Source organism: Marinomonas arctica (assembly GCF_003259225.1).
Taxonomy (GTDB): Bacteria; Pseudomonadota; Gammaproteobacteria; order Pseudomonadales; family Marinomonadaceae; genus Marinomonas; species Marinomonas arctica.
Window position 1 is genome coordinate 134847 of sequence record NZ_QHJF01000002.1, and the last position, 14230, is coordinate 149076.

Below are 14230 nucleotides of genomic sequence, written 5' to 3' on the forward strand. Positions count from 1 at the left end.
TTAGTTCCCTTGGGCTGTAGAGCCATTAGCGTTGTCGGCAACAATGGCGCCTGTTTGACTATCACGCTTCATATTGACCGTGGTCACTTCGCTTCCTGATCTAATTTTTAGCGATCCTTCAACAACGACTTTATCACCCGCCTTAATACCATCCGTGACCAACCACTGATTATCAACCGTTCTTTCTACTGTCAAAATGCGGCTTTCTATTACGTTATCCGCATTGACCACGTACGCAATAGGATTGCCTTTTACATCTCTAGAAACGCCCTGCTGCGGCACCAAAAGTGCGGCATTATGAGTCAATTCATGGATCAAACCACGCACAAACATGCCAGGAAGCAACAAGTTGTCAGGGTTAGGAAACTCCGCACGCAGTGTGACACTGCCTGTCGATTCATCCACACTCACTTCTCGTGCTTTTAAGGTACCTTGATCTTGATATTTGGTGCCATCTTCCAACAACAAAGCAACCTTGTTAGAGCCCTTTTCAACATCATCTAATGCCAAAAAAGTACGCTGTTTAAGCTGATCCAAACTGGTTTGCGCCAAGTCAACAAAGATAGGATCCAAGGAGCGCACTGTCGTCATTACCGTCGCTTGACTGCCTGTTACCAATGCACCTACGGTGACCTGTGAAATACCGATACGACCATCAATAGGTGAGCGAATTTTGGTGTAGTCTAAATTGATTTTGGCACTTTCTAGTGCGGCTTCTGAGCCTTTTTGTTTGGCTGTTGCTTCTAAAAAAGCCACCTGTGCGTCATCAAGATCTTGCTGAGAGACGTTATTTTGCTTACGTAATTGCGTGTAACGCTCATATTTTAGCTGTGCGGATTTTAGGCTGGCATTGGCAGATTCTAAATCAGCCTGCGCTTGCTTGTAGGATGAAATGTAAGTGGAATCATCCAATTCATAAAGTAAATCGCCGGTCTTCACATCTTGACCTTCTTCAAAAAACCGTTTCTTAACAATACCACCTACTTGTGGACGAATTTCCGCCACCAAGCTAGACGTGGTGCGACCAGGCAGTTCTGTAATCAAGTCGATTTTTTGGGGTTCAATAGTCACAATACCAACCTGAACTTTCGGTGCAGATGGTGCAGACGGTGCAGCAGCAGACTGAGGTGCCTCCTCCTGACAACCAGCTAACAATAGAACAAGCAGCACACTTGAAGCATATTTAAATCTAGACAACATTGAGGAGACTTCCTTTTGAAACATTGAGAATGATCATTCACTAGCACTATAATATAAGCAATGTACCTAATATATGACAAAACGTGCAAATAAATGAGAACTAATAAATTACCCTATGACAGCGCTCAACGTAAACAATGCATTATTGATGCCATGGAACAACACGCACTAACAAAGGGCTTCCATAAAGCAAGTATGAGCGAAATTGCCAAATCCGCAGGATTAAGTGTAGGGCAAATTTACCGCTATTTTGCCCACAAAGACGACATTATTCGTGAACTGGTCGAACAGTTTACCCAAAAAAGATTACACTTTATGGCGTCCTTTTTAGACAAAAAAGATTGGTTAGACCGTCACTTTTCTGAAGAAAATCAAGAAACTCACAATATGAGGATTATGCATGCAGAAATTCAAGCAGAAGCCACTCGAAACCCTGTCATTGCTGAAATCCATATAGAATCCCACAGCCGCTTACAAAACAGAGCCGTAGGAATTTTACAATCACGCTATCCAACCATCACCAAAAGCGAGGCCATAGCACGAATTGAAATGCTCGTGACACTGACAGAAGGATTACTGGTTCGCTGGGATTTCCAAACGAGACCTTTCAATGAGGAAATGCAACAAATTTATCGCCAAACATTGGATATTATTTTACCTGACAACATTTAATTAATGAGGTTTAAAAATGGCTCTAATTTGCGGCCAACGACTGACCAGCATGGCGATAAAGATCAGTAAACAACCAATCACCTGACCGCCCCCCATCGATTCGCTAAACCAAAATACCGCAAAAATAGCCGTCCACACAGGCTCTAAATTCATAATCACCGCAGCATGGCTGACAGGGGTTAAACTCATACCATAAGTCTGCAATAAAAATCGTAAACTGCTGGCAATCAAGGTACTGGCCAAAAACCAACCTGCGACCTCCATGCTAATGCTGTGTGGTAAGGTTTCCGTTAACAAAGAAAGAAAAAGCAACAAACTCCCCGCCACGCTTAATTGAATGGCGGTTAACACTAATGCATGCATACGCATGGAAAAACGCGACAATAAGTTCAATTGTAAAGCCGACCCCAGCGCAGCGCCCAAAAAGTACACATGCGCAAACTCAAAATCTAAGCCGTTATTGAGCGCTAAAAAACCAAGCCCTATGATCGCAATGGGTAGAGCCACCCAAATACTCAACGGCGGCCTAGCGCCAAACATAAATCGCGCAACCACGGGAACAAGTACCACACCAAGACTGGTAATAAAAGCGCCCACACCAAGATTAGAACCTTGATCCAATCCCGTGACCCAAAACATCATGGTAATGCCCATGACCATACCAACCAAACTGGCCTGCTTAACATCTTGCCAATCTAAACCGCGAAAATATTTCTGGCCTGCGAGAAACAACACAAAACCGGCAATGATAAAACGCACGCCCATAAAAAACAGCGGTGGTAACCCAGCCAACGCCTCTTTCGAAAATATCCAGCCGAACCCAGCAAGAATGGTCACAAATACCAAAATAAGTTCTGCTTTTACATGAGTAACCTGTTTCAAAAATATTCCTTATCGCATAAAACGTACTAACATTAGACAACACAAAAAAGCCCGCACACCTAGTACAAAAAGACTAGATTAGCGGGCTTTGAAAAGGATTATTTACCCTTTAAGAAAGTCTATTTTGCGCCTTTAGGCCAAGCGATCACAATAGAAATCAAAGCAGCAACAGCCAACAACCAGCTGTACTGAACATAACCAATCAAAGCAAAAGGAGAAACGGCCGCCAAAGAAGAGGCTAGCAATATTTGCGCACCATAAGGTAAAACGCCTTGTACCACACATGAGAAAATATCGAGCAAGCTGGCACTGCGTCTTGGATCCACATTGTAGCGTTCAGCGATATTTTTTGCGACAGAACCGTTGATTAAAATAGACACCGTATTGTTCGCCGTGCACAAATTGGTTAACGCGACAGCCGCGCTGATGCTCAATTCACCTGCTCGTGTTGATCCTGCTTTGGCGCCCAGTACACGACTAATACGTTCAATAGAACCGACCAACCAATCAAGCCCGCCTTGGGATTTCATTAAGGCGGCAAGACCACCAATCAACAGCGAAAGAATCAAAATCTCTTGCATGCCAGTATAACCAGCATAAATATCAGATGACCAAGATGCGACCGTATAGTCAGCTTGCATGGTCAAGCCAATCACACCCGCCAAAATAATACCGCTAAACAATACTAACATGACATTGACGCCAGCGATTGCTAAGCCCAACACCACAACATACGGCAAAACACGAATTAAATCATAATCTTGGATATCCGCAATCTGCGCATTACTACTTTGAAAGAACAACCACACTAATGTCACTAACGCCGCAGGCAAAGCAATTTTAAAGTTCATACGGAATTTATCACGCATGTCACAACCTTGCGTTCGCGTCGCCGCGATCGTGGTGTCTGAAATAATCGACAAATTGTCACCAAACATGGCACCGCCGATGACCGTACCAACCGTTAACAATAAGGGGAGATCCGCCGCTTCAGCAACACCAATGGCTATCGGTGCTATCGCTGCAATCGTGCCCATAGACGTTCCCATCGATGTCGCAACAAATGCTGTAATCACAAACAAACCTGGCAACAACAAAGAAGGTGGCACAATACTCAAACCTAAATTGACTGTTGCGTCCACACCACCAATACTCTTCGCAACACTCGCAAACGCGCCTGCCAACAAATAAATCAATACCATGGTGATAATAGTGTTATCACCCACACCATTAATAAAAGTTTCAATGCGCTGGTTAAATTGGCCCTTGGCCAACAAAACAGCCAAGGCAATCGCAGGCAAAATCGCAACAGGCGCTGAGATTTGGTAGAAAGCAAAATCGACACCTTCGGATTGATACCAAAGGCCACTACCCACAAAAAGAACCAGAAAAAGTAACAGTGGCAACAATGCCAGAGGAGATTTAGAAGTCATATCGTCTGAGGATTCCAGATTAAGTTAGCCCCACAACTTATGGTCGAAGGGAAAAGAGGCGCAGATAATAGTAAAAACAAATAGCGGAAGCCAATAATAAATAGTGCTGTGTTTGGTGCTAAACGTTATAACAAAATAAACAACAAAACCCACTCCTTATACTTTATATTTATATAAAATAGCCCAGCAAAAGCCGGGCTACGATTTATTCACGCAAATTTGTGGCAAACCTACCTATTTCTTAAGCTTATAGGCAACAACATAATCACCAATGGTTGTGCCAATAGACCCGTGTCCCCCAGCCACCTGAACCACCATCTGCTCACCCTTACTGTTCAAGTAAGTCATGGGTGTCGCTTGCCCGCCGGCTGGTAAACGGCCTTTCCATAACTCTTCGCCAGTAGACAAATCGTAAGCGCGTAGATAGTTATCAACCGCTGCGGCCATGAAGACCACACCACCATCCGTAATAACCGGACCACCGATCCCTGGCACACCGATTGTTATTGGCAGCTTAAAGGGCGTCATGTCTTCAATAGTACCGTTTTTATGCTGCCATGCTGTTTTGCCTGTTTTCAAGTCCACACCAGCAACAAAACCCCAAGGCGGTTGTTGACAAGGCACCCCTAACGGCGACAAGAAAGGTTTTAACTGAACGGCAAAGTCGGCACCATCGTTAGAGTTCACACCCTGTTCGCCTTTGTTTGTTTCGCTTAGATCTAAATCCGCTTTCGGCACTAAAGTCGATGTAAACGCGAGATACAAAGGCATCCCGAACATTTGCTGACGCTTCGGATCAACCGCAATACTGCCCCAGTTAAACACCCCAAAGTTACCAGGATAAACAATAGATCCTTGCTCGGAAGGTGGCGTATAACGCCCTTCATAGCGTAATTGTTTAAATTCAATCCGACACAATAACTGATCTAACGGTGTCGCTCCCCACATATCCGCTTCGGTTAAATCGGCCGGTTTAAAAGACAGCGCTGAAGTGGGCTGAGTTTTCGCCGTATATTCACCTGGAATAGCGCCTTGCGGTGCCGGCTCTTCGGTGATTGGGAAAATCGGCTCACCAGTAGCTCGATTCAACACATACACATCCCCCTGCTTTGTCGGAACAACCAAAGCAGGCTGCTTACCTGATGGGGTATCTAAATCCAACAAAGAAGGTTGCGCTGGTGTGTCCATGTCCCATAAATCATGGTGAACAAACTGTTGCACCCAAGACACTTGGCCCGTTTCTAAACTTAACGCCACAACAGAGGTCGCGTATTTCTCTTCGGCTGGACTGCGGTACATGCCCAACTGATCCGGCGTACGGTTGCCCATGGGAAAATACGCTAACCCTAATTTTTCATCCGCACTGGCCACCGACCAACTATTTGGCGAGCTCGTCGCATACACATCATCCGTGCCAATTGGCGCCGTATCCTCAGGGTTTCCAGAATCCCAGTTCCACTTTAATGCCCCCGTTTTTACATCGTAAGCCCGAATCACACCAGAGGGAGAATTAATATCGTAGTTATCATTGACGGACCCCGCAACAATCACCACACCACCAGCAACCAATGGTGGCGACGTAGAGTAATAATAACCTGACTGTTTAAACGGCATGTTATGCATTAAATCCAAGACACCATTGTCGGCAAAATTCGCACAACGGGCCCCCGTCGTTGGATCCACGGCTATGAGACGCGCATCGGAGGTTGGTAAAAACAATTGGGCGTCACACTGCATACTATTTAGACTTTCTGCAGGAACAGACGCTTTTTGTACAGGTGGAAGCGTATCCATATTAGACGGTGGTAAGTAAGACACACCACGACAAGTCTGGTGTTGACGCTGACTGTCAGCAGGCACTTTTGCATCGTATACCCATTGCTCCTCTCCGGTATCGGCATCCAAGGCCACAAGCCAGTTATGTGGAGTACAAACATAAAGGGCATTCGCCAATTTTAGTGGGGTTGCTTCGTACGTTGTCTCGCCAATATCTTTTGGCCCTTTTTTATCACCAGTCTGGTATTGCCACGCTAACTGAAGCTGATTTGCATTATCTGGCGTAATTTGGCTGAGAGGAGAAAAGCGCTGCCCTAAATTACTACGTCCATAGGCGTTCCACTCTCCCTGAGCGACATCTCCCATGTCAGTATCAGGCAAAGTAACAGAACGCGTCAGTTCACCTTCGATTGTTGTTGGTGACGTCATAAATAAAGGAGAGAGCGTCACTAAAGCTGTCGCGAGCCAAACTGGAAATAAAAAACGACTGCCACCACGGTGTTTAAAATACGCCATGAGCAAGAGCGGAATAGCGAGAACTAAGAAAAGCCCCATACGCGTTGCAAGCGGCCACCAGCTTAAACCTGACTCCATAATCGACCAGATCAAGGTACCTATTAACAACAAAGCGTATAAAAAGTTGGCGACTTTGCTGCGCTTTTTTAACAACAAAGCAACGGCAATAAATGCTATACCAGCAATAACATAATAGAGGCTGCCACCAAGTGACACGAGCCAGCCACCACCCACGAGCAAAGCTAAACCAATAGCCCAAAAGAGTACCGAGAGAACAATCATAGGACACAATTCCTTCGCGTTTAAATTCGTTGTTTAATTCATAAAAAAGCCGCAGCACGACCACAAAATAACCGTCAGCCGCTTATTTACAATAAATAATTACAACTCAAAGAAAAAGTGTAGAGCATAAAACAACAAAATAGACTCTTTTCTTACATATTTATAATCTCTCCGCCTCAATCCTTGGTGACATCATAACCATACACAGCATCTAACTTAGCTTGAATGACAGTAGGAACAAACCGACCAGCGGCTTGAAGGGCGGTTAATTTCATTCTACCAAGCATGCCCCCATGCATGTGATATAGGCCAGCATTGGCTTTCGACATTTGCTGAATTTTAGTCGCTCGAGGTTTGCGAGATTGTTCATATTGCAGCAAAGCATCTTTCAAGCTGTGGCGAGATAGGCACTTTGCTAAAACATACCCGTCTTCAATCGCCATCGCGGCGCCTTGTGCCATGAAAGGCAACATTGGGTGACAAGCATCCCCCAACAAAACCACTCTACCTTTGTGCCACGTTGGCAATTCCTCACGGCCATTTAATGCCCACAAAAACGTACTGTGCGCCGATTTTAACAAACCACTCACTTCTGGATGCCAGCCAGAAAAAGCACGCTGCAATGCTTCAACATCCCCCTCTTCACGCCATGATTCGGACTGCCAATCGCTACGCTCTTCCACAGCGACAAAATTCACATAATCACCACCACGCAGGTAATAACTGACAAAATGCCGGCCGGGTCCCGCCCACACACAGGCATCGGGCTTCACATCAACCGTCAAATCACTCACTGGAATCACTCCGCGCCAAGCAACTTGCCCCATAAACCTTGGCGACTCAGGCCCTAACATGTGCTCGCGAATGTTAGAACGAATGCCATCCGCACCAATCAACAAACCGGCGGTGAGTTCACGACCATCGGCTAAATCGATTGAAACCTGCTGCTGTGCAACATGTTCTCGATACCCTAACACGGTCGAATTGAGTACCAATTCCACACCGGCTTGTAAACAGGCATCTACCAACACTCGATGTAAATCAGCGCGATGTAAATGCCAATAAGGCGCACCATAACGCTCTTGCGCGAATGCTCCTAGCGGTGATTTAAGATAATAGTCGCCCGTTCTATAATCCCGGATCGCCGCATGCTGAGGCACGAAAGCAAAAGGCCGTAGTTCCTCCTCTAAGCCCAAATGTCGCAACACTTTCAAGGCATTTGGGCTTATCTGCAAACCAGCACCCACCTCACTCAGCGTTGTTGCCTGTTCACAAACTAGCACTTGAATACCCTGTTTACTAAGCGCTAATGCCGCACATAAACCACCAATTCCTGCCCCAGCAATCACCACACGACCCAGCTGATCCACACACCTTTCCTTTTTATTAACAGCGAATTCATACAAACTTAACGACATCATATTAGCGAATTCCAAGCGGAATAGAACCGATCTATATCACGCTTAATGAAACCTAACTGGCGAAAAAACTTTTCAAATACTATGGCTCGATCCTTGCTTTATTCCCTCAGTAGTGCGAAAACACTATGCGTGACCTAACAAAAAGACAACGATATCACTGGGTCTACCCTTACAAAGTGAAGAAGTCTCCCCAATGTGGGGCGGATGCACAAAAAAGGCACACAATCATGTGCAAATTTAAAGCACCCACCTCCGGCTTGATAAAGAGAACGAGGTATACATGGAAAAACTAACGAGCCATTATCAGTCATCTAATTTTTTTGATGAGTTAATAGATGACAAAGGCGCCCCAAGATCGCCAGCAAAACAACTCTTGGGATATTTAGACAGTCTCTCAGAAGATGAACTCGAAAAAAGACGTCTCACCGCCGAAGCGACAATACAAGAGATGGGCATCAGCTTCACGGTCTACACAGAAGAAGGCAACATAGATAGAGCATGGCCCTTTGACATCATCCCCCGAACCATCGAAGCCTCAGACTGGAAAATCGCAGAAGCAGGATTAAAACAACGACTCACCGCCCTAAACCTTTTCATTAACGACCTCTACCACGATCAAAACGTCATCAAAGACGGCATTATCCCAGAACACATTATTAAAGACTCAAAAAACTTTCGACCTGAATGCGTGGGCGTATCACCAGCCTACGGGGTGTGGGCACACATTTGTGGTACCGACTTAGTACGCGATGAAAACGGCGATTTTTTTGTACTGGAAGATAACTTACGCGTCCCTTCCGGTGTGTCCTATATGCTAGAGAACCGCGCCATTACTAAGCGCGTGTTGCCAGAATTATTTGAAAACGAATCCATCTTGCCAGTTGACTCTTATACTTCTCAACTGTTTGACACCCTAGCCGCCTTATCGCCCAGAGACATAGAAAATCCAGAGATCGTTGTACTAACACCAGGCATCTACAACTCCGCGTATTTTGAACACGCTTTCTTAGCTCAACAAATGGGAGCCGAGTTAGTCGAAGGCAGCGACCTGTTTGTCGACAGTGATGATTGTGTTTATATGAAAACCATCGACGGTCCAGAACGCGTGGATGTTATTTATCGTCGCATAGACGATTTATTTATCGACCCAGAGGCCTTTGATCCTGAATCGGTGTTGGGGGTGGCTGGTTTGATGCGCGCCTGGCGAGCAGGCAATGTGGCCTTGGCAAACGCGCCAGGTGCTGGCGTCGCCGATGACAAGGTCGTATACGCGTATGTACCCGCGATTATCCGCTACTACCTAAATGAAGAACCGATTCTTAACAACGTCGAAACCTTCTTGTGCGACGACCCAGAACAACGGGCTTATGTGCTAGAAAACCTCGATAAACTAGTCGTTAAACCCGCCAACGAATCCGGCGGTTATGGTATGTTAGTTGGTCCACATTCCACCAAAAAAGAACAAGCTTTGTTTGCCGAATTGATTACGAAAAATCCTCGTAATTATATTGCTCAACCAACGCTCAAATTATCCACCGCGCCAACACTGATTTCCAAAGGTGTCTTAGAACCTCGCCACTTAGATCTGCGTCCTTTTATTCTGCAAGCCAAGGAGACCTACGTCACCACTGGCGGCCTCACGCGTGTGGCCATGAAAAAAGGCTCCTTGGTCGTTAATTCGTCACAAGGTGGTGGTAGTAAAGATACTTGGATCGTCGAAACAAAGGGGCAGTAATCATGTTATCTAGAGTCGCAGAACGCTTATATTGGAGCGCCCGATACTTGGAGCGCGTTGAAAACACCGCCCGCTTGGTCAGTGTGTATGACGATCTTCTTTTTGATCTTCCAAGAGACATAGAAGTATCTTGGTACAATCTTATTGAAATTTTAAGTGGCGAAGAAATTTTTGAACAACGCTACAAAGTAAAAGACGAACGCAACGTAGTAAAATTTCTGTTAGCGGATGACACGAATGCCAGCTCTATGCTGTCATCGTTAAAAATGGTCCGCGAAAACATTCGAACGACCCGCGATGTGGTGCCCAAAGAAACATGGGAGCTGATTAACGAACTCGATTTGTATGCTCAACAAAACATTAAACAAGGCATCAATCGTTCAGAACGTCATCTGTTCTTAAATACCATTATCGAAGGCTGTCAAAAAATCATCGGCCTCTTTGCTGGCGCCATGAGCCGTGATTCTGGCTGGCACTTTCTCATTATGGGACGTTACCTAGAGCGTGCTGACATGGGCACGCGTATTCTGGATGCGGCCGTTTCGCTGATGCTGAAATCCGAACCGGAAGCGAGAACACAACTCGGTCAAGTAACCTGGTCAAAAGTGCTCAAATCACAAAGTGCTTATTTGGATTATCGCCGCACCGTAAGAACGTCCATCAATGGCGCAAAAGCGGCGACGTTTTTAATGAACGATCCCTGCTTCCCACGTACCTTGGCGTATTGCTTTAAGCAAATAGGCGAAGCCGCCACAAAACTACCACGCGCTGGGTTGCTTACCGCCAAAGTGGATAAAATTCTTGAATTCGATTATCCACTGGTTAGTTCGGAAGATTTGGATGAGGATTTCCACAATCATTTGAACGATCTACAGATCGCCATCATTGAAATAAATCACCAGATCACCGAAAACTGGTTTCATTTTCGGCAAGGAGACGCTGCATGACCATTAGAGTCGCAATACAGCACAAGACGACTTATGAGTTTGACCGCTTTGTAAACGTGGCCCCCCACGTTTTACGACTAAAACCTGCGGCTCATTCGCGTACTAAAATTCACGCCTACTCACTGAAAGTCTTGCCTGAAACGCATTTTATCAATGTGCAACAAGACCCGTTTGGTAACTTTCAAACTCGCTTGGTGTTTCCCGAAAAGACCAATAAGTTAGAGTTTTATGTGGAAGTGATCGCCGACATGACGGTCATCAATCCGTTTGATTTCTTTGTCGAAAGCTACGCGGAAACCTTTCCGTTTGCGTATAAAAAAGAACTCAAAAAAGAACTTGAGCCCTATTTGCAAGTCACTGAATCCTGCCCGTTATTGGACAAATGGCTATCTACGGTTGATCGCAAAAGTGTGCCGATTAATGATTTCCTTGTCTCCATCAACAGCCGCTTAGCGGCCGAAATTGGCTATGGCATTCGTCTAGAACCGGGCGTTCAAACCTGCGAAGAAACCCTGACTCTTAAAAAAGGTTCTTGCCGCGATACCTCCTGGTTACTGGTTCAAATATTACGCAGCCTAGGCTTAGCGGCTCGTTTCGCATCAGGCTACCTGGTACAACTGACAGCAGACGTGAAAGCGCTTGATGGCCCGTCCGGCCCAGAAGCAGACTTCACCGACCTACACGCTTGGTGTGAAGTCTTCTTACCGGGCGCAGGCTGGGTTGGCTTAGACCCAACCTCTGGCTTGTTTGCTGGCGAAGGACACATTCCTCTGGCTTGTACGCCAGAACCCGCATCCGCCGCGCCCATTACCGGCTTTGTTGACGAATGCGAATGCGAATTTAGCTACAGCAACATCGTTACGCGTATTCACGAAGACCCACGTGTTACCAAACCTTATGCAGAAGGCGAATGGGAAACCATCAAAGCGCTGGGGTTTGCCGTCGATAAAGAGCTTGAGAAAGGCGATGTTCGTCTCACCATGGGCGGCGAGCCAACCTTTGTGTCCATTGATGACATGGATTCAGAGCAATGGAATACTGGTGCCTTAGGCGCAGAAAAGCTCAAACTCGCCAAAGACTTGCTGATCAAAATGAAGCAAGAATTCGGTGCTAACGGCCTACTCCATTATGGGCAAGGCAAATGGTATCCGGGTGAAGAAGTACCACGCTGGGCGCTGGGGTGTTTCTGGCGCACCGACGGTGAAGCCCTATGGAATGATCCCAAATATTTAGCACGTGTGGACAAAGACTACAAACACACCATCAAAGACGCGCAAGCCTTTGGGGAATTGTTGTGTGAAAAGCTCGCCCTAGATAAGCAATATCTGCAAAGCACTTATGAAGACACGCTTTACTATTTATGGATGGAACAATCCCTTCCTGTGGACGCGGATCCAACCAAAGCGGATTTAAAAGACGATTTAGAACGTCGCCGTCTCGCTAAACTGCTTAGTCGTGGATTGAGCACCACCACAGGCTTTATTTTGCCGCTGGAATTCGATGGCTATCAAAATCGTTGGAACAGTTCACTTTGGCCAATGCGCAGTGACGTTATCACCTTGATTCCGGGCGACAGCCCTATGGGTTATCGTTTACCTCTGAATTCTTTGCCAGCGCAAGCCGAAGAGGACCGTATTCCAGAGCGCGACCCGTTTGATCCTCGCCAACCTTTGGCGAACAAAAAAGACAACGCGGTATTAGACAGCGTAGCCAAACAGCATTTTGCTAAAAAACCAGCTGTCGCCCCTGCTTTAGCACCAGAAAAAACGCTGAAAAACGTGATTCGTACTACCTTGTGTATCGAGCCACGTGATGGCCGCTTGCATATTTTCATGCCGCCAATGACACATCTTGAGCACTTTGTTGATGTGCTTGGGCAGCTGGAAGCAGTCGCCAAAACGCTGGATTTGCCTATCGTTATCGAAGGTTATGAACCACCAAAAGATCCACGCTTGCAGAAGTTTCTGATCACGCCAGATCCAGGCGTAATCGAAGTAAACATTCATCCTGCGGCCAGCTGGAAAGAATTGGTTCATAATACCGAAACCTTGTACCACCAAGCGTATCTTTCACGCCTTGGTGCCGAGAAATTCATGCTAGATGGTCGCCATACTGGCACAGGCGGTGGCAATCACGTGACACTAGGTGGTCGTACACCGGCGGACAGTCCACTGTTACGTCGCCCTGAATTACTGCAAAGTTTGGTCACCTTCTGGCAGCATCATCCCGGCTTGTCTTATCTTTTCTCTGGTATGTTCATAGGCCCAACCAGCCAAGCACCACGTCCAGATGAAGGGCGCGACGAAGCCCTGTATGAAATGGAAATTGCTTTCCAAAACATGCCATCCGGTTTCGTTGAAGAACCTTGGTTGGTGGATCGTTTGATGCGTAACTTACTGGTCGATATCACAGGCAACACACACCGCTCTGAATTCTGTATCGATAAGCTCTATGCGGCTGGCAGCGCCAGTGGTCGCCAAGGTCTATTGGAATTCCGTGGTTTTGAAATGCCGCCGCATCCGCACATGTCTCTCGTGCAAATGCTGTTGTTGCGCTGCTTAGTTGCGCGTTTCTGGAAAGAACCCTACAAGAAACCTTTGGTTCGTTGGGGCACCAGCTTGCATGATAAATTCATGCTGCCACATTTTGTTTGGCAAGACGTCAAAGAAGTGGTCGAAGATCTTCAGCGCCATGGTTTCCCATTCAAACTAGAATGGTTAGCGCCGTTTGAAGAGTTCCGCTTCCCTCATTATGGTCGTCAAAAAATCGATGACATGGAAATTGAATTGCGTTGGGCGATTGAGCCTTGGCACGTTCTAGGAGAAGAAATCACTGGATCGGGTACTGCTCGCTATGTGGATTCTTCCGTTGAACGTTTGCAGGTGAAACTATCAGGCTTAACCGATGGACGCTATGTACTGAGCTGTAATGGCCGTCGTGTGCCGATTCGCGCCACAGGTCGCAAAGGCGAATACGTAGGCGCAGTGCGCTACAAAGCGTGGGCACCGCCATCTGCTTTGCACCCAACACTGGGAACAGATACGCCGCTAATATTTGATTTGATCGATACGTGGAATGGTTTATCTGTGGGCGGTTGTACTTATCATGTGTCTCACCCAGGTGGGCGCACGTATGACAACGTACCGGTCAATAGCAATGAAGCAGAAGCCCGTCGTGTTAACCGTTTTTGGGATCACGGCTTCACTCAAGGCACGCTGTCTCCACCGCCAGCCTTCAGTGCATTGCGCTCTTTTTATCCGAATGGCAATGAACCACGTGCTATGTCACCACCAGCAGAAGAGCCAATGAATGAATATCCGCATACATTAGATCTAAGGAAGCAGTATAATGTTCTCTAATAATTAA

Annotated in this window: 9 protein-coding genes; 4 read left to right on the plus strand and 5 right to left on the minus strand. The window is 46.4% G+C overall.

Features of this window, described 5'->3' with window-relative positions; genetic code table 11:
- Entirely contained in the window at positions 1-1200 is a 1200-nt protein-coding gene (locus DK187_RS01730) for an efflux RND transporter periplasmic adaptor subunit (RefSeq protein WP_111605613.1), read from the minus strand.
- A gap of 93 nt (positions 1201-1293) precedes the next feature.
- Between DK187_RS01730 and DK187_RS01735 the strand changes: the two genes are divergently transcribed.
- The gene (locus DK187_RS01735) at positions 1294-1872 is read left to right on the plus strand and encodes a TetR/AcrR family transcriptional regulator (protein ID WP_111605614.1); all 579 of its coding nucleotides are present in this window, start codon (positions 1294-1296) and stop codon (positions 1870-1872) included.
- Here the strand turns inward: DK187_RS01735 and DK187_RS01740 are convergent, their stop codons facing one another.
- From DK187_RS01740 to DK187_RS01755, 4 genes are all read right to left on the minus strand, one after another.
- On the minus strand, positions 1873-2754 hold the full coding sequence (locus DK187_RS01740; protein ID WP_111605615.1) for a DMT family transporter: 882 nt from the start codon (positions 2752-2754) through the stop codon (positions 1873-1875).
- A gap of 119 nt (positions 2755-2873) precedes the next feature.
- Positions 2874-4187: a Na+/H+ antiporter NhaC family protein gene (locus tag DK187_RS01745; RefSeq protein ID WP_111605616.1), complete on the minus strand. Its 1314-nt coding sequence runs from the start codon at positions 4185-4187 to the stop codon at positions 2874-2876.
- 234 nt (positions 4188-4421) lie between these two features.
- Positions 4422-6761: a glucose/quinate/shikimate family membrane-bound PQQ-dependent dehydrogenase gene (locus tag DK187_RS01750; protein ID WP_111605617.1), complete on the minus strand. Its 2340-nt coding sequence runs from the start codon at positions 6759-6761 to the stop codon at positions 4422-4424.
- Positions 6762-6937: 176 nt separating this feature from the next.
- Positions 6938-8131 carry an FAD-dependent monooxygenase gene (locus tag DK187_RS01755; RefSeq protein WP_111605618.1) on the minus strand — a complete coding sequence of 398 codons (1194 nt, stop codon included), beginning with the start codon at positions 8129-8131 and terminating at the stop codon, positions 6938-6940.
- A gap of 331 nt (positions 8132-8462) precedes the next feature.
- Here DK187_RS01755 and DK187_RS01760 point away from each other — a divergent pair, with 331 nt between their 5' ends.
- Genes DK187_RS01760 through DK187_RS01770 form a run of 3 tightly spaced genes read left to right on the plus strand, consistent with a single transcriptional unit; the run spans position 8463 to position 14223 of the window.
- Entirely contained in the window at positions 8463-9917 is a 1455-nt protein-coding gene (locus tag DK187_RS01760) for a circularly permuted type 2 ATP-grasp protein (RefSeq protein ID WP_111605619.1), read from the plus strand.
- Positions 9918-9919: 2 nt separating this feature from the next.
- Positions 9920-10864: an alpha-E domain-containing protein gene (locus tag DK187_RS01765; protein ID WP_111605620.1), complete on the plus strand. Its 945-nt coding sequence runs from the start codon at positions 9920-9922 to the stop codon at positions 10862-10864.
- The gene (locus DK187_RS01770) at positions 10861-14223 is read left to right on the plus strand and encodes a transglutaminase family protein (protein ID WP_111605621.1); all 3363 of its coding nucleotides are present in this window, start codon (positions 10861-10863) and stop codon (positions 14221-14223) included. The genes DK187_RS01765 and DK187_RS01770 overlap by 4 nt, the downstream gene beginning before the upstream one ends.
- Positions 14224-14230 lie beyond the last annotated feature (7 nt).